This is a genomic window from Vibrio sp. 10N.286.51.B11 (genome assembly GCF_041469245.1).
In the GTDB taxonomy this organism is placed as follows: Bacteria; Pseudomonadota; Gammaproteobacteria; order Enterobacterales; family Vibrionaceae; genus Vibrio; species Vibrio crassostreae_C.
On the sequence record NZ_JBFRKI010000040.1, the window covers coordinates 36,108 to 58,103 of the forward strand.

20 protein-coding genes are annotated in these 21,996 nt (G+C 45.1%); 15 read left to right on the top strand and 5 right to left on the bottom strand.

Annotated features, from left to right (window positions below):
* The 13 genes from AB4154_RS19420 to AB4154_RS19480 form a co-directional block, all read left to right on the top strand.
* Positions 1–924 (top strand): chemotaxis protein CheW (locus tag AB4154_RS19420; RefSeq protein WP_136974976.1); only part of this gene is annotated, 924 nt, incomplete at its 5' end.
* 72 nt (positions 925–996) lie between these two features.
* Positions 997–1,491, top strand: a complete 495-nt coding sequence (locus AB4154_RS19425; RefSeq protein ID WP_017064109.1) for a chemotaxis protein CheW — start codon at positions 997–999, stop codon at positions 1,489–1,491.
* Positions 1,491–2,003 carry a DUF2802 domain-containing protein gene (locus tag AB4154_RS19430; protein WP_017060660.1) on the top strand — a complete coding sequence of 171 codons (513 nt, stop codon included), beginning with the start codon at positions 1,491–1,493 and terminating at the stop codon, positions 2,001–2,003. The genes AB4154_RS19425 and AB4154_RS19430 overlap by 1 nt, the downstream gene beginning before the upstream one ends.
* 278 nt (positions 2,004–2,281) lie before the next feature.
* Positions 2,282–2,899: a cytochrome c biogenesis heme-transporting ATPase CcmA gene (gene ccmA / locus AB4154_RS19435; protein ID WP_017060659.1), complete on the top strand. Its 618-nt coding sequence runs from the start codon at positions 2,282–2,284 to the stop codon at positions 2,897–2,899.
* A gap of 1 nt (position 2,900) precedes the next feature.
* Positions 2,901–3,569 (top strand): heme exporter protein CcmB, encoded by a 669-nt coding sequence (gene ccmB / locus AB4154_RS19440; RefSeq protein WP_017060658.1) that lies wholly within the window; start codon positions 2,901–2,903, stop codon positions 3,567–3,569.
* 148 nt (positions 3,570–3,717) lie between these two features.
* Positions 3,718–4,458 (top strand): heme ABC transporter permease, encoded by a 741-nt coding sequence (locus AB4154_RS19445; RefSeq protein ID WP_102332830.1) that lies wholly within the window; start codon positions 3,718–3,720, stop codon positions 4,456–4,458.
* Between the two features lie 14 nt (positions 4,459–4,472).
* A complete protein-coding gene (gene ccmD / locus AB4154_RS19450) occupies positions 4,473–4,679 on the top strand; it encodes a heme exporter protein CcmD (protein WP_009848525.1) in 207 nt (68 codons plus the stop codon).
* Positions 4,676–5,158: a cytochrome c maturation protein CcmE gene (gene ccmE, locus AB4154_RS19455; protein WP_017064106.1), complete on the top strand. Its 483-nt coding sequence runs from the start codon at positions 4,676–4,678 to the stop codon at positions 5,156–5,158. Before ccmD ends, ccmE begins: the two co-directional genes overlap by 4 nt.
* Complete coding sequence (locus AB4154_RS19460) at positions 5,155–7,125, top strand: heme lyase CcmF/NrfE family subunit (protein WP_372123870.1); 1,971 nt, start codon at positions 5,155–5,157, stop codon at positions 7,123–7,125. Before ccmE ends, AB4154_RS19460 begins: the two co-directional genes overlap by 4 nt.
* 5 nt (positions 7,126–7,130) lie before the next feature.
* A complete protein-coding gene (locus tag AB4154_RS19465; protein WP_372123872.1) occupies positions 7,131–7,682 on the top strand; it encodes a DsbE family thiol:disulfide interchange protein in 552 nt (183 codons plus the stop codon).
* Positions 7,679–8,170, top strand: a complete 492-nt coding sequence (locus tag AB4154_RS19470; protein WP_372123874.1) for a cytochrome c-type biogenesis protein — start codon at positions 7,679–7,681, stop codon at positions 8,168–8,170. The genes AB4154_RS19465 and AB4154_RS19470 overlap by 4 nt, the downstream gene beginning before the upstream one ends.
* The gene (gene ccmI, locus AB4154_RS19475) at positions 8,170–9,390 is read left to right on the top strand and encodes a c-type cytochrome biogenesis protein CcmI (RefSeq protein ID WP_136974974.1); all 1,221 of its coding nucleotides are present in this window, start codon (positions 8,170–8,172) and stop codon (positions 9,388–9,390) included. Before AB4154_RS19470 ends, ccmI begins: the two co-directional genes overlap by 1 nt.
* Before the next feature lie 124 nt (positions 9,391–9,514).
* Positions 9,515–10,300 (top strand): VacJ family lipoprotein, encoded by a 786-nt coding sequence (locus tag AB4154_RS19480; RefSeq protein ID WP_372123876.1) that lies wholly within the window; start codon positions 9,515–9,517, stop codon positions 10,298–10,300.
* Positions 10,301–10,389: 89 nt separating this feature from the next.
* Here the strand turns inward: AB4154_RS19480 and AB4154_RS19485 are convergent, their stop codons facing one another.
* From AB4154_RS19485 to AB4154_RS19500, 4 genes are all read right to left on the bottom strand, one after another.
* Positions 10,390–11,676 (bottom strand): outer membrane protein transport protein, encoded by a 1,287-nt coding sequence (locus AB4154_RS19485; RefSeq protein ID WP_136974233.1) that lies wholly within the window; start codon positions 11,674–11,676, stop codon positions 10,390–10,392.
* Positions 11,677–11,972: 296 nt separating this feature from the next.
* Positions 11,973–13,241, bottom strand: a complete 1,269-nt coding sequence (locus AB4154_RS19490) for an outer membrane protein transport protein (RefSeq protein WP_372123878.1) — start codon at positions 13,239–13,241, stop codon at positions 11,973–11,975.
* 297 nt (positions 13,242–13,538) lie between these two features.
* A complete protein-coding gene (locus AB4154_RS19495; RefSeq protein WP_372123880.1) occupies positions 13,539–14,267 on the bottom strand; it encodes a DUF3379 domain-containing protein in 729 nt (242 codons plus the stop codon).
* A complete protein-coding gene (locus AB4154_RS19500; RefSeq protein WP_017060646.1) occupies positions 14,260–14,808 on the bottom strand; it encodes a sigma-70 family RNA polymerase sigma factor in 549 nt (182 codons plus the stop codon). The genes AB4154_RS19495 and AB4154_RS19500 overlap by 8 nt, the downstream gene beginning before the upstream one ends.
* Positions 14,809–15,360: 552 nt before the next feature.
* Between AB4154_RS19500 and fadI the strand changes: the two genes are divergently transcribed.
* Together fadI and fadJ are read left to right on the top strand one after the other, a co-directional pair.
* Positions 15,361–16,668, top strand: a complete 1,308-nt coding sequence (gene fadI, locus AB4154_RS19505) for an acetyl-CoA C-acyltransferase FadI (RefSeq protein WP_048607862.1) — start codon at positions 15,361–15,363, stop codon at positions 16,666–16,668.
* Positions 16,668–18,884, top strand: coding sequence for a fatty acid oxidation complex subunit alpha FadJ (gene fadJ / locus AB4154_RS19510; protein WP_372123882.1), 2,217 nt, complete (start codon positions 16,668–16,670; stop codon positions 18,882–18,884). Before fadI ends, fadJ begins: the two co-directional genes overlap by 1 nt.
* Before the next feature lie 301 nt (positions 18,885–19,185).
* Here fadJ and AB4154_RS19515 read toward each other — a convergent pair whose 3' ends face one another.
* Positions 19,186–21,963, bottom strand: a complete 2,778-nt coding sequence (locus AB4154_RS19515; RefSeq protein ID WP_017064099.1) for an insulinase family protein — start codon at positions 21,961–21,963, stop codon at positions 19,186–19,188.
* Positions 21,964–21,996: the final 33 nt, after the last annotated feature.

The following is a 21,996-nucleotide window of genomic DNA, read 5'->3' on the forward strand; positions in this document are numbered from 1 at the left end:
CCAGAGCCAGAGCCAGAGCGCCAATTTTCGAGTCACCACTCTAGCTACGCAGAAATACGCGCGGCTGAGTTTGAGGTTCCTAACCTTGAAGATGTTCAGAAACTACTCAGCCGTTTAGAGGCGACCAATGTTGTTGATGAACTGAACCTTGATGAGTTGATGGATCAGAACACCCAGAAAATCGCCCAGCAAGCAGACATGCAAATGTTTGATGCCGCGGTTGAGTCTGTTCAAGTGTTCGAAGAGCCAGAGATTCAGGATTGGAATCTTCCAGAACCCGATTTATCAATTGTTTTAGAGCCACCTGTTGAATCGCAGCAAATTGAAGAGTTACAAGCTGAATCGTTGGAGACGGAACAAGTAGAAGTTAAGGCTGTTGAGCCTGAACTTGACGTTCCTGATCCCGAGACAGTTATTGAACCCGAAACTCAAGCAGGAGGTGCTGACCAGTTTACCTCTTGGGAAAGTACGGTTCGCAAAGAAGACTTTCAAGTCTTGTATTTTGATGTAAACGGCGTGACCTTTGCGGTGCCACTTGATGAGCTTGGCGGCATCCATCGCCTTGAAGAGTTAAGTCATATCATTGGTAAGCCAGCTTGGTATTTGGGTTTACAAACCAACCGTGATAGTCAGCTAGATGTGGTCGACACCGCAAAATGGGTGATGTCTGAGAAACTATCAGGTGACGAATACAAAGAAAACTATCAATATATAGTGATGCTTGGAGAGAGCTTGTGGGGCCTGGCGGGCACAGAGCTCAAAGGCACCGAGCTACTTAATACAGACAAAGTACGTTGGCGAGAAATGGCAGGGAAACGCCCATGGCTCGCTGGTATGGTAAAAGAAAAAATGTGTGCTTTGATTCATGTTGAAGCATTAATCGCCATGCTAAACGCAGGGCTAGATGTAAAAGCATTAAGCTAGTAATAAGCATTGGGCTAACAATAAGCATCAAGTTAATAATAGTGGTCGGTAACGACGGCAAGAGGATTATCTATGTCTCATATGAGTGAAGTTGAAGTAAGAAAAGAGCAAACGAATGATGAAGTACTTCAATGGGTGACTTTCCAGCTAGAAGAAGAAACTTACGGCATCAACGTAATGCAAGTACGTGAAGTACTACGTTACAGCGAAATTGCTCCAGTACCGGGTGCTCCAGATTACGTTCTAGGTATTATTAACCTACGTGGTAACGTTGTTACTGTTATCGACACTCGTTCTCGCTTTGGTTTGATGCAAGGTGAAATCACAGACAACACTCGTATCATCGTTATTGAATCTGAGCGTCAAGTAATTGGCATTCTAGTAGATAGCGTTGCTGAAGTGGTTTACCTGCGTTCTTCTGAAATCGACACAACGCCAAGTGTTGGTACTGATGAAAGTGCTAAGTTCATCCAAGGTGTAAGTAACCGAGATGGCAAGCTACTTATCTTAGTAGATCTAAACAAACTACTAAGCGAAGACGAATGGGATGAGATGGCTCACCTGTAATGTTTGAAGCGCTTCCTTTAAGCCCTGTCGCTCTGATATCAGGCGTTGGGGTTTTTACGTTATTTATCCTGATTTTGATTAGCAAAGTAAAACGTGCGATTCAAAAGCAGCTCGATCAGTCACGCCTGCAAGTTCGTAACTTGGACAAAGAGCTTCAAAAATCGAGTAAGCAATTACTTGAGGTTCGCTCTGTTGTGGTTGGCCTTGGCCAGAAAGTGACTGAACAACAAGATCTTATCAAACATTTGAATGAACGTATTGTTGAGCTGGAACATGCGGATACCGATGGACGTTTGTACACACGTGCAACGAAAATGGTTCAGCTTGGTGCCGGGATAAACGAACTGATCGAAGAGTGTGAATTACCTAAAGCGGAAGCTGAGCTGATGATGTCTCTGCAGAACAAGCTTGCTGGTAAAGAGAAAATTCCTTCATTACGAAGCGACCCTTCATCGTACGATCAGCAACCCGATGCCTCTCGCGATCGCAGAGACCCGCCTCGACGTCGTTAAATTGAGCGCTTAATTCGTATTGAGCAATTGATGTTTATTACGTATTCCTCTTAAAAGAAGCTTCGGCTTCTTTTTTTATGCCTGTCCGATCTATATAGAACGATGTTTATAAGTGCTTGTATCTACGACAATATCTTGTTTGTTGATGAAAATGTGTAAATTGTGATGAGGTGGTAACAGTTTCTTACCGACTTTGTTCTATCGAAAACGCCTAGTCCTGTTTTGTCACCATGTTGGTGTGCTACTATAGCGCTCTCATTACTCGACTAAATTTACCTATGCTAGAAGTCTCAAATTTAACTGCTATTCGTGACGACAGGATTCTGTTTGAATCGTTGTCTTTTCAATTGAAACCAGGTGAGCTGGTTCAAGTTGAAGGTCGTAACGGTACCGGGAAAACGACACTCCTTAGGATTATTACTGGCTTAGGCGATCGCGATGACGGCACTATCTCTTGGGACGGTGAGTCTATTGAATCGAGTCGAGATGTTTATCATCAAAATTTACTTTTTCTTGGTCACCAAACAGGCGTAAAGCGCGAGCTTAGTGCTTATGAGAATCTGAGCTTTTATCAGTCGATTCACAGTGGCGGTACCAGCAAAGAAGAGCTTTATCACGCGCTGGCTCAAGTCGGGCTTGCGGGCAGAGAAGACGTACCTGCGGGGCAACTTTCAGCAGGCCAACAACGCCGAGTTGCGTTGGCTCGCCTTTGGTTGAGCAAGCAAATGTTGTGGATTCTTGATGAGCCGCTGACTGCCATTGATAAGCAGGGCGTGAAAGTTCTCGAATCTCTTTTTTCTCAGCATGCAGACAACGGTGGCATTGTGTTGTTAACCACACACCAAGATATGTTTGCTGATAGCCCGAAACTAAGAAAAATAAAGTTGGGTGAGTAATATGATCTCTTCAATGACCACGATTATCCGACGCGAACTGCTTATCGCGTTTCGACGTCAAGCGGATATCTTTAACCCTTTGTGGTTCTTCATCATTGTTATCACGCTTTTCCCTTTGAGTATTGGCCCAGAGCCAAACCTACTTGCGCGTATTGCTGCGGGTATTGTTTGGGTGGCCGCTTTGCTCTCTGCATTGCTCTCTTTAGAGCGTCTTTTCCGTGATGATTTTCAAGATGGCGCCCTTGAACAGATGATGCTGATGCCAATCCCGTTGCAGTTGGTAGTATTGTCCAAAGTCATAGCACACTGGTTGTTGACCGGGTTACCATTGATTTTAATCAGCCCATTATTGGCTGTTTTGTTGTCTTTAGATTTTGATACATGGCTCTCAGTTGTGTTGACCTTGCTGGTAGGAACACCCGCATTGAGTTTTATTGGTGCGATTGGTGTTGCGTTAACCGTTGGGTTACAGAAGGGCGGAGTCCTGTTAAGCCTGTTAATCTTGCCGCTTTACATCCCCATTTTAATCTTCGCGACGTCAGCAATTGACGCTGCGGCTTTGGGCGTTGCATACAACGGTCAATTGGCGGTGCTTGGGGCAATGTTAATGGGTGCGATGACTATGACGCCTTTTGCGATCAGTGCCGCACTTAGAGTAAGTGTGAACTGATTGGGGTTCCGTTATCGTATAGCCAATGTGAACCAAATGTGTCGATTGGACTCATAGAGTCAATAAAACTGAAAGCAAGACAAATAAAATTATTATAATTATAGCTTTAATAGCTGTAAGCAATATGAAGTAAGAGTGAGATTACAACATGTGGAAATGGCTCCATCCCTATGCCAAAGCAGAAACCTCTTATCAGCTTGCTGGTAAACTTTTGCCATGGTTTTCGATCCTAGCGCTATTGTGTCTATCCGTCGGTACCGTGTGGGGGCTTGCGTTTGCGCCTTCTGATTACCAACAAGGCGATAGCTTCCGTATCATCTACATCCATGTTCCGTCTGCCATCTGGTCGATGGGCGTTTACATGTCGATGGCGATTGCTGCCTTTATCGGTTTGGTATGGCAGGTAAGGCTATCAGACATGGCCGCACTGGCGATGGCACCGATTGGCGCTGTGTTTACCTTCATTGCGTTACTAACTGGCGCAGTTTGGGGTAAACCAATGTGGGGTGCTTGGTGGGTTTGGGATGCGCGTTTAACCTCAGAGCTGATTCTTCTATTCCTATACTTGGGTGTGATCGCACTACACCACGCTTTTGACGACCAAAAAACAGCAGCGAAAGCGGCGGGTATCTTGGCTATCGTAGGCGTGATTAACCTCCCTATCATTCACTTCTCTGTAGAGTGGTGGAATACACTTCATCAAGGCGCGACCATTACTAAGTTCGCAAAACCTTCGATCTCAAGTGACATGCTATGGCCGCTTCTTCTTAACATCTTCGGCTTCGCCTTTTTCTTTGGTGCTGTGACTATGGTTCGTTTCCGTAACGAAATCATCAGTAAAGAGAGTCACCGTCCATGGGTTCGCAAGCTTGCGGCCGAAAAAGCGTAGTAGGGTAGGTAATTATGTATTTTGAATCTTTGAGTGATTTCTTTGCCATGGGGGGCTACGCCTCATATGTATGGAGTGCATTTGGAATCACATTTCTCGCGATGATCATTTTACTGGTCGTAAGCGTTCGTCGTGGTAAGCAATTACTAAATGAAGTACAAGCTAAGATTGATCGTCAGGCTCGTATCGATGCAGCAAAAAATATGGAGAACACTCTATGAACCCAAGACGTAAAAAGAGGCTGGGCATTGTCTTAGCGATCTTTTTTGGTATCAGTGCGACTGTTGGATTGATGGTTTACGCACTTAACCAGAACATGGATCTGTTCTACACACCAACTGAGCTGGTCAACGGCAAAGATGGTAAAAAACCTGAAGTTGGTCAACGCCTACGTATTGGTGGCATGGTCGTAGTCGGCTCTGTAAGCCGTGACAATGAATCACTACGTGTAAGCTTTGATTTGCAAGATGTAGGCCCTAAAGTAACGATTCTATACGATGGCATCCTTCCTGATCTTTTCCGTGAAGGCCAAGGTATTGTTGCTCAGGGTGTGCTTAAAAATGCAACGACAATCGAAGCGTTTGAGGTGTTGGCAAAGCACGATGAAGAGTACATGCCTTCTGAAGTTGCGGAAGCAATGAAGAAAACCCATGAGCCTTTGCAATACACGACTGAACAAAAAGAAGGAAATGCTCAATGATAGCCGAGATCGGCCATTTTGCGATGATCCTGTCCTTGGGACTTGCATTGCTGCTAAGCATGCTCCCATTGTATGGAGCCGCTCGAAATAACACATTATTGATGAACAGCGCACGACCGTTGTCGTGGGGTATGTTCGGATTCTTAGCGATTTCGTTCTTTATCTTGTGTTACGCGTTCTACACCAATGATTTTACGATTCAATACGTAGCAAGTAACTCGAATAGCCAACTGCCTTGGTACTACCGAATTACGGCGGTTTGGGGCGCTCACGAAGGTTCATTACTGCTGTGGGTTCTTATCCAAGCGGGTTGGACAGTTGCAGTAGCGACGTTTAGCCGTGGTATGCCTCAAGAGTCTGTGGCTCGCGTACTGGCTATCATGGGTTTGATTACTGTCGGCTTCTTGCTGTTCATTATCGTAACGTCTAACCCGTTCCTACGTACATTGCCTTTCTTCCCTGTAGATGGCCGCGACTTGAACCCACTACTGCAAGACCCGGGTTTGATTATTCACCCGCCAATGCTTTACATGGGTTATGTAGGTTTCTCGGTAGCGTTCTCTTTCGCCATCGCTTCTCTAATGAGTGGTCGTTTAGATACGGCATGGGCTCGTTGGTCTCGTCCTTGGACAATCGCAGCTTGGTTATTCCTAACAGTAGGTATCGCACTAGGCTCTTGGTGGGCTTACTACGAACTTGGCTGGGGTGGCTGGTGGTTCTGGGATCCAGTAGAAAACGCTTCATTCATGCCTTGGTTGGCTGGTACTGCGCTGATGCACTCACTAGCGGTAACAGAAAAGCGTGGCACATTTAAAGCTTGGACAGTATTGCTGGCTATCTCTGCATTCTCGCTAAGCTTACTAGGTACATTCTTAGTTCGTTCAGGCATCTTGGTATCGGTTCACGCGTTTGCGTCGGATCCTGCTCGCGGTATGTTTATCCTAGGTTTCCTAGTCTTCGTTATCGGTGGTTCACTGCTGTTGTTTGCTGTTAAAGGCGCATCGGTTCGTGTTCGTGGTAACTTCGATCTGGTTTCTCGTGAAAACGCACTGCTTGGCAACAACATCTTATTGATTGCAGCCCTAGTGGTTGTGTTAGTAGGTACGTTATTACCACTAGTTCACAAACAGTTAGGCTTGGGATCGGTATCTATCGGTGCTCCATTCTTTGACATGCTGTTCTTTTGGTTAATGATTCCGTTCTCGTTCTTGCTTGGTATCGGTCCTCTGATCCGCTGGAAACGTGACAACCTGTCTAAGCTTGTTAAACCAATGCTGATTTCAGGTGCATTCTCACTGGGCTTGAGTGCGCTAATGGTTGCTCTATTGGCTGACCGCTTCAGTGGTACTGCGTTTTCTGGCTGGGTAATGGCATTCTGGATCATCTTCATGCACGGCTTTGAGCTGCATGAACGTGCGACTCACCGTCATACGTTTATGAAAGGTCTAACTAAGTTGCCTCGTAGTCACTGGGCGATGGTGTGTGGTCACATCGGTTTAGCTGTGACAGTGATTGGTATCGCGATGGTGCAAAACTACAGCATCGAACGCGATGTTCGTCTGGCACCTGGTGAAAGCTACCAGCTTGAAGAATACAGCTTCCTGTTTACAGGGGTTCGTGACAAAGATGGTCCTAACTACGATGGTTACATTGCTGACTTTGAAATTACTAAAGAAGGCAAATACATCAACACGCTTCACGCTGAAAAACGTTTCTACACCACCGCTAAGTCTATGATGACGGAAGCAGCGATTGACCGTGGTGTAACGCGCGATCTTTACATCGCGATGGGTGAACGTTTAGACGACAACAAATCTTGGGCTGTACGTATCTACTACAAACCATTTGTACGTTGGATCTGGGCAGGCTCTTTGATCATGTCGATTGGTGGCGCTATTGCTATCAGTGACCGTCGTTACCGTTTCCGTAAGCCAACCAAAAAGTCGGCTCAAGAGCAGGAGGCTTAATCCGAATGAACAAGAAGATTTTATTCATTCCATTGATTGCGTTCATGGTTCTAGCTGGAATCTTTGCAACGCAATTAATGCGCAACCAGTCGGGTGATGACCCAACTAAGCTTGAATCCGTATTGATTGGTAAGCCTGTGCCTGAGTTTGACCTAGAAGATTTAGAGCAACCAGGTAAGCTGCATGATCAAGCTATCTTTAAAGGTGAGCCGTTGCTTCTTAACGTATGGGCGACTTGGTGCCCTACTTGTTATGCAGAGCACTCTTACCTGAACAAACTTGCTGGTCAAGGGGTTAAGATCATTGGTCTTAATTACAAAGATGATCGTAATAAAGCGGTTGGTTGGTTAAAAGAACTGGGCAACCCATACTTAATCAGCTTGTTCGATGGCAACGGCATGTTAGGTCTTGACCTTGGCGTATATGGCGCACCTGAGACCTTCCTCATTGATGCCAGCGGCGTGGTTCGTTACCGCCATGTTGGTGACGTGAACCCGACTAACTGGGCATCGACGCTTCAGCCGATGTACCAAGAGTTATTGGAGGAGGCGAAATGATTAAACAAACACTTGTAGCAATGTTTGCCACCTTCGCTATCTCTGCGTCGGTAACGGCTGCGCCTATCGAATTTCATGAGTTTGATACGGTTGATCAAGAGCAACAATTTAAAGATTTGAGCAATACGCTTCGTTGCCCTAAATGTCAGAACAACACGATTGGTGATTCGAATGCTGAGCTAGCGGTCGACTTACGCCAAAAAGTGTACGAGATGACAAAAGACGGCAAGTCGAAGCAAGATATCATCGATTACATGATTGCTCGCTACGGTAACTTTGTGACTTACAATCCACCACTGACACTAGCTACATCGATCCTTTGGATTGGTCCGTTTGCGGTTGTTGTGTTTGGATTTGGTTTGATTATTTTACGAAGCAGAAAGTCAAAATCAAAAGCAGCAGTAGAGTCAGATAAAGACTGGGATGCAGACAAAGAAGCTCGCTTAAAAGCGTTACTCGATGAAGAGAACGACGGAGATAAGAAGTAATGACTCTATTTTGGATTTCTACCATTATCCTTTCGCTAGCGGCAATTTTATTAATTGTTCTGCCTTTCATTAACAAGAAGGCAAACAATGACGAAATGCTTCGCGACGAGTTGAACAAAGCATTCTATAAAGACCGTCTTGTCGAGTTAGAAGTAGAAGCAGAAGAAGGTCTTGTTGATAACCAACAAGAACTGATCGCTGATTTGAAACAGTCTCTGCTTGATGATGTTCCTGCACAAGACGAGATGAAGAAGACTCAAATCTCTACGCTTGGTGTGGTTGTGCCGTCGATCATTCTTGTCGTCGTTGTGACTTATGGTATGTACTTTAAGTTCGGTGCATTGGACAAAGTTCAACACTGGCAAGAAGTGAGCTCGAACCTTCCTGAATTGTCTAAAAAGCTAATGTCATCGGAAGGTGGTGCACTAACGGATGATGAACTGGAAGATTTGACTCTAGCGCTTCGTACGCGTCTGCATTACCAGCCAAAAGATTCAACAGGTTGGTTGCTACTCGGTCGTATTGCACTGGCTAACCGTGATGCTGAAACAGCAAAAGATTCTATGGAGCGAGCTTACAAGCTTGAACCTAAGAATGAAGATGTTCAGTTAGGTTTCGCACAAGCTCTGATGCTTTCACCTGATGAAGCCGACCAGAACCAAGCTCGTTTGATTTTGAGCCGTTTGATTCAAAACGATTACGTCGACCTTCGTGTGTTCTCACTGCTAGCGTTCGATGCATTTGAGCGTCAAGATTACCCGGGTGCTGTGAAGTACTGGAGCATCATGCAACAGATGATTGGTCCACAAGACAGTCGCTATGAAATGCTTTCTCGCAGTATTGAAAGTGCTCAGAAGAAAATGGGCGACACTATGGGTGTCGACCAAGGTAAGACTGTTGCTGTAACGCTCGATCTATCTGCTGACGTTAACGCTGACCCTAACTCTGTGTTAATTGTGTCAGTACATAGAGCAGATGGTTCTCCAATGCCTATCGCAGCCGCTCGTTACCCACTAGGGACTTTCCCTCGTACTGTTGTGCTAGATGATGGCAACAGCATGCTGGAAGGACAAAAGCTGTCTAGCCTTGAAACTCTGATGGTTAGAGCTAGGCTTGATACAGACGGCAACGTTTCAACTCGCGAAGGTGATTGGTACGGTGAAAGTGAAGTGGTTGAACTGGGTGCTCCAGTTACCATTGATATCAATAAGCAATATTAATCATCACTTTGCATAGGTGTTAGCTATTCCGATTTGCAGATAAACGGTATAGACTTAGCCAAACAATTGAGGCCAGCGATTGCTGGCCTTTTTTATTATTTGAATTCCTTATGGAAAAGGTGATATGTCTGTCAGTGTTTTAAGACTCTCGAGTTTACTTTTTATCGCAAGCTTAACGGTGGGCTGTTCTAGCGCGCCAGATGAAAGCACGAACGATAATAACCTCGAAACCTCTGAATACGTCGAAGAGCCCCACCCGAATGATCCTTTTGAAGGCTTCAACCGAGCGATGTGGGATATCAACTACGAATATCTAGATCCTTACTTAGTTCGCCCTGTTTCCCTCGCTTATGTTGACTACACCCCTGTGCCAGTGCGTTCTGGTATCTCCAACTTTTTAGCCAACTTAGACGAACCATCAAGCATGGTGAATAACCTTATTATGGGCAATGGTGAAAAAGCACTCGACCATTTCAATCGTTTTTGGATTAACTCAACGATTGGTTTGTTAGGCTTAATCGATATTGCCAGCGAAGCTGGGATCACCAAATACGATGATAAGTCGTTCTCTGATGCGATTGGTCATTACGGGGTAGGGAACGGTCCGTACTTCATGGTACCGGGTTATGGTCCACTAACAACGCGCGAAGTGACTGAAACCGTTGATGGTATGTATGTGCCTCTGTCTTTCTTGAACTTCTGGGCAAGCTTAGGCAAGTGGGCATTTGAAGGCATGGAAACACGTGCTCAGTTAGTTTCTCAAGAAGCTCTGTTGGATAACTCTCCTGATCCATATGCATTAACGCGTGATGTTTACATTCAACGTCGTGATTTCAAAGCCGAGATAGAACCTGAAGAGGTCGACCTTGAAGAGGAAGATTTCATCGATGGTTATCTAGAAGATTACTAGAAACACGATTTAGAGAACCGATAAAAGAAAGGCTCGATGTTGATGCAACATCGAGCCTTTTTAATATTTTCTACTTTTAGGGCGGTAGACTAGAAGCGGTAGTTCGCTTGGATACCAACTAGCCAAATGCTACCTGTTACTTCACCTTGGAATTCGCCACCAAAATTTGCAGGATCTGTAATAGTCATACCTTCGCGCTCTTCGTGCATTTTTGCATCTTTCGCTAGAATGTACGTGAAGCCAGCATCTAACGTGAGTTGCTCAGACCATTGGTAACCAGCACCAATGCTTAACCAAGTACGATCTGTTTCAGGGATTGTTGCGGTACGATTTTTTTCACTAACTGCTGATGTATCGTAGGCAATACCAGAGCGAAGAGCTAGCTTAGGCGTCATTTGGTAAGTTGTACCAATCGCAAAACGGTAGTTATCTTCCCAGTTTTCCATCTTTATTGTGTCTGACTGTTCACCCGGGAAGTCTGCAACTAATTTTTCGAAGCTACTCCAGTCAGTCCAGTTGATGCTTGCGTGAACTGCCACTTTCTCTGTTAACTGATGGAAACTAGCAATTTCTGCTGTTGCTGGAAGAGCCAAATCCATACTGCCAGATTTTTTTTGCCCAGAAGCTAGACCAAAACCCATTCCTTCAGCATGTCCTTCAAGGGTCAGATCTACTTCTGATTTATAGGTAAAACCTAGGCGGTTGTTTTCATTGATTTGCCAAGCTGTACCGATCTGCCAACCCCAAGCAGTATCGTCACCTTCCATGTATTTGAGTGTATCGCCTTGGTTGATAGCATTTGGAATAGTTATAGCAGATACGGCACCAAAGCTACCTTCAGCCATTACATAGCGAATACCACCGCCAATAGATACGCTTTCGATTACTTGGTAAGCTGCGTTTAGGTTTAATTCCATCGAAGTAACACTTGCTTCGTTACCAAAGTTCGCACCTCCAAAGTCCTTACCTAAGTCTGTTTCCATACCGTAGTTAGTACCTGCAGCAAAGCCTAAAGCGAACTTTTCGTTGTACTTATGAGAAACGTAAAAATTTGGGATTACAGCGCTGTGGGCGAAGTCGCTAGAGCTTGAAGGCGTTGACGTACCACCTGGTGTTGAGGTTCCATCTATATCAATATTTGGATCAACATAGATAGCACCAACAGAAACTTGTGTGCCTTCTAGGTAAGTCAGCATAGCAGGGTTACGCCATTGTGCGTCTGCACCGTCAGCCATTGCTGCTTCACCCGCGTATGCGCGGCCTAGGCCTGTTGCTGAGTATTCTGCTAGTTGAAAACCTGCCGCGAGAGTTACGGTAGAAGTCGAAAGTAGTCCAACTGCCACTGCAGCAGATAGAAGAGTCTTATTCATTTTCATTATTATGTTCGCTGAATCATAAGTATTTAGTGGCGTGATTCTACTTTTAGAGTCATTACTTTAAAAATGAAATTCGAATAAAACAGTGTTTTAGGGATTTAATGAGTAAATGTGTTTAATTATTAGAGAAATAATCTAAATGTTTCGGCTGTGTTGCGAAGTTTGAGCGTACACTTGTAGTCATATATTGACCTTGCAGGCTACAGTTGTAAGCTTAAATTGAAGTGGGTCAGTGGTTTAGGTAATAAAAAAGGGTCGCATAATGCGACCCTTTGGGGATAAATTATTAGCTTATATTAGAAGCTACGGCTGTACTGCAGACCCATCAGGATTGCATCAGCATGTGTTGTTGCGTTAACACCGGTTGAAAGCCCAGGAGCGACTGGCGTAGTTTCTGATACATCTACATCATCACCCATTAGGTATGTGAAGCCGAAGTCAACATTAGAAACTGTGTCAATGTGGTATGTGAAACCAGCAGAGAACCATTGACGATCAGAATCTGGAACAGAAATTGAAGTCAGTTCATCCTGTGCACTTGTGTCGTACATGTAACCTGCACGAAGAGTCCAATCAGAGTTTAGGTAGTATGTACCACCAATAGCGTAGTGCCAGCCATCTTGCCATTGGTATTGTTTCGCATACGACGAGCCAAGAGGTGAGCCTTGTAAGTTTTCAAAGTCGATTTGATCGAATGCACCCCAACCAATCCATTGTACAGAGTAGTGAACTGCGAATTTAGTATCTTCGATTTTGTGGTAACCCGAGAATTCAGCGATATCAGGTAAAGGTAAGGTGATTTCTTGGCCTTTATCATCTTTAGCTGTGATCTCTGGACTGTAGCGGTAAGCTAAGCCGAAGCGGTTGTTTTCGTCTAGTTCATATACAGTACCAACATTGAAGCCCACAGCCCAACCATCAGCCTCATCAACATCGACTAATGTTGTTCCGGCAGGAACTAAACCGCCACTAGCTACACCTAGAGCTGCACTAGTTTCTCTTTTCATGGTGCCTTGACCGTAAATAAGGTCTAAACCTGCACCAAAGCTCCATTGTTTATTCAGTCGGTATGAACCAGCAAGGCCAAAGTTAATGCTCTGAACATCTGTTAAGCCGCCGTATTCAGCTGCAGTATAACTATCATCAAACTCTGTCTTAGTACCGAAGTTTGAGTACGCATTAACACCCCAAGCGAATTTATCATTTACTGGAACGATAAGGTGGATATTTGGCGCGATAGATGTATCACCAACATCATCCGTGTCGGCAACCGGAATTGGACTGCCATTAATATTGTATTCAGCATCGTTTACTTCAATCATTGAAGTAATGCTTTCAAAACCAAGCGAAAGCTCAGTTTTGTCAAATAGTGCCATTGCTGCAGGGTTACGTGCCATTACTGACGCGTTATCTGCGATTACTGCATCACCAGCGAAAGCACGGCCGATGCCGGTTGCTGATTGTGCGTTAAGTTGGAAACCTGCTGCCATCGTTTGCGAAGACGCCAGTGTAATTGTTACTGCTAAAAGAGACTTTTTAAACAGACGCGTGTTGTTGGTAGTCATTCATTTATTCCTTTATATATCCGCCTCTACAGGGCGATTAATTTGAGCAATTGCTCAATGGTGGCTGATCCTATTCGCAAGTATACGATATACAAATCCGACCATTGGGAATTTTGAGTGGAAAATTATGGAAATGACGCCTATCTGGCACGAAAATGGTGCGAAATGCTGATTTTTAGAGTTTTAACTCTAGAGATATTGATGGTGTGAATGGTTTTCTGATTTATTTATAAATAAAGCCCAGCAATATCAGTAATATAATTGCTGGGCCTTTTGTGACGGGGCTTTAAGAGTGAATTAGCTCATTGGTTTGATCATTTTTGTCAGCTTTTCGGCGATTTTGGAAACATTCTCACCATTTTCACCCACAAGGATTAAGCTGCTGCCATCGACGGGGGTTACCGAGCCGGACATGCCTTTTTCATCAAAGTCGATAGGTTTGTCTGTTGGAATACCAGTTAAAAACAGTGTTACTTTGCCTTTTGCGCCTTGGAAGACCATATGGACCGCGTTAGATTTGCCAAAGCCACAGTGGTTTAGGTAATAGACGTGGTAAGGGAAAGCATCATCAAACTGAAAAGCAAATGGGTTCATTTTTGCGTTGATCTGCTGTGATGTGACCTGTTCATCGATGTTACTAACAAAGCTCTTCTCATCAACAACATGCTTCATCGCCGTATCAACCAAACTAGCTTGCGCAGGTGAAACGAATGCATTTCCCCAATTCACTTGGCCAACTAATAAACCAGCAACAAACGCCACCGAGGCAGCCATTGCCATTGCTCGTCTCGCAAACGTAGGCCTTACTACTTTGCTTTCTTCGCTTGAGGTCTGATTGAACAGAATACGATCAGCAAGATCGTCTGGCACATCCACATTCATCGCTGAGTGGATCTGTTTATCAAGCGCTAGTACATCGTCTAAGAAGTTACTATTGGCTTCGCTATTCGCGGCCGCATCAACAATATCTTGTGTACGTTGTTTAGGTTCCGACAATACACGACGACGAAATTCCAAATCATCCATTATGTTGCCCCCTCTCTGCCTCTTCTGTATCCAACAGCTCTTTCAACTGATTTCGAGCTCTGAATAAACGTGTCATCACCGTGTTTTTGTTGAGATCGAGAATATCGGCAATCTCATCACCACTAAAACCACCAATCACTTGCAAGAAGAGAGGTTCACGGTAATCAATTTCAAGTTTCATGATCTGGGCTTGTAACCACTGGTGCTGATGGTGCGGGTCATCACTGACACTAGCATCGTTACCGTGATCGTCGATATCAACCAGATCAAACTGTTTGCGTTCAAAACGTCGAGCGTTCTCGCGTCTCAAGATGGTAATCAGCCAAGATTTAGCGGCTTTTTCATCTTGAAGGCTATCGAGTGACTTCCATGCACGAAGGCAAGTTTCTTGAACTAAGTCTTCGGCAATGCTTTTGTCTTTGCATAACCAATAGGCGTAGCGAAAGAGGTCACGATGATAGGCACGCACAAGTGCTTCGTATTTTCTTTGTTTGTCCATATCAGAGTTGACCGGACGCTTGGCTGTTTTCTTTCCAAACATTTTTATTATTGACACACGAGCCTCCATAATTGCTCTGCGTATAGCTGTCCTCTATACGTTGTGCTTCGTTTTTATATTTCTAGAGCTAACGATCGGCAGGAAATCGTAAAATCACATTAAAATTGATCTACTTCAAAATCTAAGGCCTCGAACCCGTTATAGTACACCTTGTCGTCTAGTTAGTCATTCGTGGCTAGCATGTTGAGCAAGACGACACTTCCTTTTGAAGGCTGACTTTACTTTCTCCTAATCAGGAAACTGATTATTTCAATTGGCGCTAAGTTAATTGCTTTATATACATTCCGACCACACAGCTTTGTGTGGTTTTTTTTTGCCTCAAGAAAACCATTCTCTACATTGCGATAACAGTCTTGGCTTACAATAGTTTAGTCTCTTACGACAACCTTTCCCCCAAAAAGGTTCGCCTGAATGTGCAGTTATATTTTCAAACAGTGGGATACTCGTATCACGTTTATTTAAACGCTCGTTTGATTTAATTAACAACTTCTTTACAATGCTTCAGGTCAGACCTCTTAACTTTAAGGAGAAACCATGGGCAAACAGGAAGTCAAAACGCGTTCTGGAGAACGTGTTGCCGTTGTCGCTGGATTACGAACCCCATTTGCTCGTCAGAGCACAGAATTTAGCCAAGTGCCTGCGGTTGACCTAGGCAAAATGGTTGTGAGCGAAATGCTTGCAAGAACGGATGTTGATCCTGCGCTTATCGAACAAGTTGTGTTCGGCCAAGTCGTGCAAATGCCAGAAGCGCCGAACATTGCGCGTGAAATCGTGTTGGGCACAGGTATGGACATCAATACCGATGCCTACAGTGTGACACGAGCATGTGCGACCAGCTTCCAAGCGGCAGTCAACGTGACCGAAAGCATTATGGCTGGCACGATTGATGTCGGTATTGCGGGCGGTGCGGACTCTTCTTCTGTATTGCCTATCGGTGTATCGAAAAAGTTGGCGGCAAATCTATTAGCGCTGAGCAAAACGAAAACTATGGGTCAAAAGCTGAAGATTCTTAAAACGCTTTCCGTAAAAGATTTGATGCCAGTACCACCTGCAGTTGCAGAGTACTCGACCGGTTTATCCATGGGACAAACGGCAGAGCAGATGGCGAAGACGCATGGTATTACTCGCGAAGCTCAAGATGCACTTGCTCACCGTTCTCATTCTTTGGCTTCTCAAGCATGGAAAGAAGGCAAGATTAAAGACGAAGTGATGACGGCATTCCCGGCACCTTACAAAAAGTATCTAGCGGAAGACAACAACATTCGCCACGACTCAACGGTTGAAGGTTACGCTAAGCTGCGTCCTGCTTTTGATAGAAAGTACGGCAGTGTAACGGCAGCCAATGCTACGCCTCTTACCGATGGCGGTGCAGCAGTGATGTTGATGCGCGAAGGTAAAGCGAAAGAACTAGGCTTAGAAGTGCTTGGTTATATTCGTGGTTATGCGTTTTCAGCGATTGGTGTTGAAACAGATATGCTGATGGGCCCGACTTACGCGACCTCACAAGTATTAAAGAACACCGGTTTAGAGTTGTCAGACCTTACACTGATCGAAATGCACGAAGCATTCGCTGCCCAAGTTTTGGCTAACGTGAAAATGTTCGCAAGCGATGAGTTTGCACAGAAGAATCTTGGCCGCGATAAAGCGATCGGTGAGATTGATATGGAGAAGTTCAACGTGCTGGGTAGCTCGATTGCTTACGGACATCCGTTTGCAGCGACTGGCGCGCGCATGATGACTCAAACATTACGTGAACTGAAACGTCGCGGTGGCGGCTTGGCACTGAACACAGCTTGTGCGGCTGGTGGTTTAGGTGCTGCAATGATCTTGGAGGTAGAATAATGTCTACGACTCTTGATGCAACAACAGAAAACGAAACAGTCGCTCAACCAGATTCAACGTCTGCGACTGAATCAACTAAAAAGAAAGCGACAGCATTTACTCTCAATATCGATGAGCAAGATATTGCTTGGTTAGCGATTGATGTACCAAACGAGAAAATGAACACGCTGCAAGCGGCTTTTGCTGAAGAAATGAAAGCCATCTTTGAGCAACTCAAAGAAAAGCAGAGCCGAGTTAAGGGCCTAATCGTTCATTCTCTTAAGCCAGATAACTTTGTCGCTGGTGCTGATGTAAGAATGCTTGATGCGTGTAAAACGGCTGACGAAGCACAGTCTCTGGCTCGCCAAGGGCAGGAGATGTTCCAAACTCTGTCTGAACTGCCGTACCCAGTGGTCGCAGCGATTCACGGACCATGTTTAGGTGGTGGTTTAGAGCTTGCACTGGCGTGTGATTACCGCGTATGTACCGATTCAGATAAGACTCGCCTTGGTCTGCCAGAAGTACAACTAGGCTTATTGCCGGGTTCTGGCGGTACACAGCGTCTACCTCGCCTTATCGGTTTGTTACCATCTCTTGACCTAATCCTAACGGGCAAGCAACTGCGAGCTAAGAAAGCGAAATCGCTTGGTGTTGTGGATGCTTGCGTGCCTGAAACTATCCTGCTTGAAGTCGCTAAGAGCTTTGTTGAAAAGAATACGGGCAGTAAAAAAGGTAAGCGTCTTGCGTCGAAAAGCCAAGCGTCGACCAAAGAAAAGCTGATTTCACGTAACGGCCTTGGTCGTAAAGTGATTTTTGAACAAGCTTCTAAGAAGACTAATCAGAAAACACGCGGCAATTACCCAGCAGCGGATGCGATTCTAGATGTCATTCGTTATGGCCTTGAGAACGGCTTTGACAAAGGTCTTCAGTATGAAGCGAAGCGTTTCTCTGAACTGGTTATGACTTCAGAATCTAAAGCCCTTCGTTCTATTTTCTTTGCGACTACGGAAATGAAAAAAGAGCACGGCGCAGACGCAGAACCCAAAGCGGTTAAGCGTGTTGGTGTGCTTGGCGGTGGTCTTATGGGCGCAGGTATCAGTCATGTCAGCGTTGCTAAGGCGAAAGTACCTGTGCGCATTAAAGACGTATCAAATGAAGGTGTACTGAACGCGCTTAACTACAACTTTAAGTTATTCGATAAGCAGCGTAAGCGTCGCATCCTGAGCCGAGCGGGTCTTGAAAGTAAGATGCTTCAACTGTCTGGTGGTATCGACTTTACCAGTTTTAATCACACCGATGTGGTGATTGAAGCGGTATTTGAAGACCTCGACCTTAAGCAGTCAATGGTTGCGGATATCGAAGCTAATGCCAAGCCAGAGACTATTTTCGCGACGAATACGTCTTCACTGCCAATCCATAAAATTGCAGAGAAGGCACAGCGACCAGAAAACGTGGTCGGTCTTCACTACTTCAGCCCTGCAGAAAAAATGCCGTTGGTTGAGGTTATCCCCCATGAAACAACCTCTGAAGAGACGATTTCTACGGTTGTCGCATTAGCGAAGAAGCAAGGCAAAACACCGATTGTTGTCAAAGACACAGCTGGTTTTTATGTGAACCGTATTCTTGCTCCGTACATGAACGAAGCAGCGCATTTACTGCTAGCGAACGAGCCGATTGAAAAGCTCGACAGCACGTTATTGGACTTCGGTTTCCCGGTTGGCCCTATCACATTGCTAGATGAGGTGGGTGTTGATATCGGAGCTAAGATCATTCCTATTTTAGTGAATGAGCTTGGCGATCGTTTCCAAGGACCTGATGTGTTCGACATTCTGTTGAATGACAACCGTAAAGGCCGTAAGAGTGGCAAAGGTTTCTACACTTACAAAGGGAAGAAGAAGGAAGTCGATAAGTCAGTTTACAAGCTGCTTAAGCTGCAACCAGATCCTAAGTTGAGCGATAACGATATCGCGATGCGCTGTGTGTTACCTATGCTAAACGAAGCGGTTCGTTGTTTGGATGACGGTATTATCCGCAGCCCTCGTGATGGTGATATCGGTGCGATTTTCGGTATCGGCTTCCCTCCATTCCTAGGTGGTCCGTTCCGCTACATGGATCAAATCGGTATTAAGTCATTGGTTGAGATGATGAACGATTTCGCTAAGAAGTACGGTGATCGTTTTGCGCCATGTGATGGCCTACTGACACGTGCTGGTTTGGGTGAGTCTTTCTACAAGTAACTCTCTAATTCATTGATTAAGAAGCCCGCATCAAGCGATTGATGCGGGCTTTATTTTTATGGAGACATGCTAGAGATATGAGATTCCCGACTCAGTCGTTCCTCCTTCTCGGGAATGATGATTGAGAGATAAAAAGTAAGTTATTGCGTTGATTAGAAAGGTGGTCAAACACACGTCAATCAAAACTACCGTCATCTCCTAAAGCGACGAAGGAGCGTAATAGGAGATCTGCTTTTGGACTGCATCCAATAAAAAAGGTTGATGCTTTCACATCAACCTTATGATTTTCATTCCAGCTTTATCAGCCTAGCTCAGTATCTTTCGGGCGTAACTGAAACTCATCAATAGAGCCAATTTCAACACCTGCTGACAGCTTCTCTTCCTCATTATGAGCATTACCGTGAGCATGCATAATCAGGCGATTTGCCGTGCGTGGTTTTAGCTGGCTAACCACAAAACGCATCATGTCAGAGCGAGTTAACCCCTTAAGGTCTTCCAATACGCGCTCTCTCTGGTTGAACTCAACATCCTTATTGCCTATCGCAACCCATAAGCGCTGAGCTCGCCCTCGCAAAGTCGTATCTGGTGTCGAAATCTGATTCCAGAGACCGCGCTTACTGCTGTGCCATTGATAGTCGTTAAGCTCCAACAGCACCATGTAAAAGGCATTGAGGAACTCATCTATTGAAGCTAACAAGTCAGCAGGGGCGGCATTCGGTGATTGCACATACAACACAATACCAGGGTGTCGGTTGAGCGGCATATTGCCAGTACCGACCATGTAACCTAGCTGCTGCTTGGTTCGTATCTCATGGAAGAAAGTGGCCGACATCAAATGGTTTGCCAATGAATACAGCGCGATATTTTTAGGTGAAATATCAGGGCATTGGTAATAAACCACAATTGCTGAATCATCTTGGTTACACACCACTTCACGTTGGAAGCTGCCGTTTTCACCGAGCATGATGAGCGGACGCAGTGATTCTTCGTAAGCCTGATCTTGAACACGCAGTGCATCTTTTAGCGTTTCAGCCATCTTGTGTGCATCGGCTTTTTTCCAGTCGCCATACACAAACATCTCAACATGAAGTTCCGCCAAGATTGCTTGAACAAAAGAGGAGAGCTCATCGACCTCTATCGTTTCTAGGGCTTCAATTAACACGGAATAAGGCGGGTTATTTGGTTGAAGTATCCCAGTCATTGCATTAAACAACTGCGAAATAGGGCGATCTTGCGACGCGTTGTTCCAGTTTCTGAGCAATTGATGCTTGATGGTTTCGAAGCGTGTTGGACTAAAGTCGCGTGCTTGGAAACGTTCAAGAATCATATTGAGCAGTTGTGGCTGTTTCTCGCTAAACCCGGACAGAGTGAGCGTTACACCGCCCTGATGGGTGTACATGTTGTAGCCCATTCCGGCGATTTCAGCCTGATACGTATCTTTTTCGAGTGAGTCTAAGAACATCTCTACGCACAAGCGTGTTTTAACGATATTTCTTGGGCTAGCAACTGAGTGCGGGCTATCGATAGCGACATACACCACACCTTTAGGAACTCGAAATTGATGGTCTTGCAGGTGCCACAGCTTAAAGCCGTCGAGCTCTTCTAACAGTTGTGGGAACTTAGCGTCACCTTCCAGTTCAGTCGGGTCTAGATCGTAGCAAATAAACGGGTTTTTGCTTGGGAGTTCAAACTGCCAACCGGGGTTAATGCACGTAAAGCATTGAACTTGTTCAGCGCTAAAAGGTGTGACCGAGTAGGGAGTAAAGTACCACTTCGCTTCCCTGTCATACTCGAATCCCTGAGCAACAATGGTCGCTCGCATGTTGTCTACGGTTAAGTAAGGCAGCAAAGAACGCTGTAATTCGTCATCGAAATGCGACATTTTGTAATCGCCATACACCACATCTTGCTCTTGGTAGTGCTGCATGTTGATGACGAGGTGGCTGACGACATCAAGCGGTCTTGCTGGCTCTTGAAAGCGGAAAGCAGACTCTAAAACGGCGCGTTTTTCTAGGTAGCGCCACTCTTCTATGCCTTGTTGTTCGACTAACTTGATGTACTGAAATATCGCTTGGATGATGTTATCGGTTTTGGTTAAACCTTCTATGGTCAATGAGCAACTGACTGTGAAATCACGGTAGTTACTGCCACTCGCGCCACCACCTGCAGAGAGAGATGTTATCCAGCCTTTCTCTTTGAGTTGCATCATCAAACTGCCTTCACCTTCGTAACCTAAAAGGTGGGCAAAGAACGACAAAGGCTTAACGCCGTAGTGTTCGTCCATGCTTGGCATCGGGAAAGTTAAGATCAGTTTGCGCACTTCTTTAATCGGCTCAACGCGGACTTGTACACCTGTACTTAACTCGCCGACAATCGGAACTTCAACCTTTTTGCCTTGTAGGTTGTGATTGGTGATTGAGCTAAAGCGATCCTCAACCCAGCTTTGCATCTCATCTAACGACTGATTGCCAGACAGTGTCAGTGTCATCAAGTCAGCAGAGTATTGTTGCTGGTGGAAAGCCAAGATCTCTTGTCGAATCGTCTCGCCGTTTCTGTCACCCAACGTATCGATATTACCGACAGAAAACTTCGAGAATGGGTGATTGTGATTCACCAGTTCTTTGGTAACTTGGTACAAGCGTCGTGAGTCGTCGTTGAGTTTCATCTTGTATTCGGAGTCAACGGCTTGGCGTTCTTTGTCTAACGCTTCTTCGTTGAAAAGGGGAGCGGTAAAAAATTGGCTGAAGCGATCGAGTGCGGTTTCAAAGGCATTCAATTCAACATCAAAAAAGAAGCAGGTGTGCTCTGTTCCTGTCCAAGCGTTGTTGCTACCGCCATGCTGGCTGATAAAACTTTGGAACTCTCCGACCTTTGGATACTTTTCAGTTCCCAAAAATAGCATATGCTCTAAGTAGTGAGCTAAACCCTCTCGGTCTGTAGGGTCATCAAAATGCCCCACATTGACGGCTAATGCGGCTGCTGCTTTTTGAGCATTTTGATCCTGAACTAACAGTACACGTAACCCGTTATTTAAGGTTATGTAGCGGTATTGATGTTCATCATTTGGGCTTAAGTGCACAGGAGCATCTCCAGAGAAGGTGGTTTTTAAATT

Bases quoted from the DNA above. Each gene is read 5' to 3' on its own strand.
- AB4154_RS19490 (WP_372123878.1), bottom strand. From the start codon at position 13,241: ATGACTACCAACAACACGCGTCTGTTTAAAAAGTCTCTTTTAGCAGTA.
- AB4154_RS19480 (WP_372123876.1), top strand. From the start codon at position 9,515: ATGTCTGTCAGTGTTTTAAGACTCTCGAGTTTACTTTTTATCGCAAGC.
- AB4154_RS19465 (WP_372123872.1), top strand. From the start codon at position 7,131: ATGAACAAGAAGATTTTATTCATTCCATTGATTGCGTTCATGGTTCTA.
- ccmB (WP_017060658.1), top strand. From the start codon at position 2,901: ATGATCTCTTCAATGACCACGATTATCCGACGCGAACTGCTTATCGCG.
- ccmI (WP_136974974.1), top strand. From the start codon at position 8,170: ATGACTCTATTTTGGATTTCTACCATTATCCTTTCGCTAGCGGCAATT.
- fadJ (WP_372123882.1), top strand. From the start codon at position 16,668: ATGTCTACGACTCTTGATGCAACAACAGAAAACGAAACAGTCGCTCAA.
- AB4154_RS19460 (WP_372123870.1), top strand. From the start codon at position 5,155: ATGATAGCCGAGATCGGCCATTTTGCGATGATCCTGTCCTTGGGACTT.
- AB4154_RS19430 (WP_017060660.1), top strand. From the start codon at position 1,491: ATGTTTGAAGCGCTTCCTTTAAGCCCTGTCGCTCTGATATCAGGCGTT.
- ccmD (WP_009848525.1), top strand. From the start codon at position 4,473: ATGTATTTTGAATCTTTGAGTGATTTCTTTGCCATGGGGGGCTACGCC.
- AB4154_RS19500 (WP_017060646.1), bottom strand. From the start codon at position 14,808: ATGTTTGGAAAGAAAACAGCCAAGCGTCCGGTCAACTCTGATATGGAC.
- ccmA (WP_017060659.1), top strand. From the start codon at position 2,282: ATGCTAGAAGTCTCAAATTTAACTGCTATTCGTGACGACAGGATTCTG.
- AB4154_RS19495 (WP_372123880.1), bottom strand. From the start codon at position 14,267: ATGGATGATTTGGAATTTCGTCGTCGTGTATTGTCGGAACCTAAACAA.
- AB4154_RS19425 (WP_017064109.1), top strand. From the start codon at position 997: ATGTCTCATATGAGTGAAGTTGAAGTAAGAAAAGAGCAAACGAATGAT.
- fadI (WP_048607862.1), top strand. From the start codon at position 15,361: ATGGGCAAACAGGAAGTCAAAACGCGTTCTGGAGAACGTGTTGCCGTT.
- AB4154_RS19485 (WP_136974233.1), bottom strand. From the start codon at position 11,676: ATGAAAATGAATAAGACTCTTCTATCTGCTGCAGTGGCAGTTGGACTA.
- ccmE (WP_017064106.1), top strand. From the start codon at position 4,676: ATGAACCCAAGACGTAAAAAGAGGCTGGGCATTGTCTTAGCGATCTTT.
- AB4154_RS19445 (WP_102332830.1), top strand. From the start codon at position 3,718: ATGTGGAAATGGCTCCATCCCTATGCCAAAGCAGAAACCTCTTATCAG.
- AB4154_RS19470 (WP_372123874.1), top strand. From the start codon at position 7,679: ATGATTAAACAAACACTTGTAGCAATGTTTGCCACCTTCGCTATCTCT.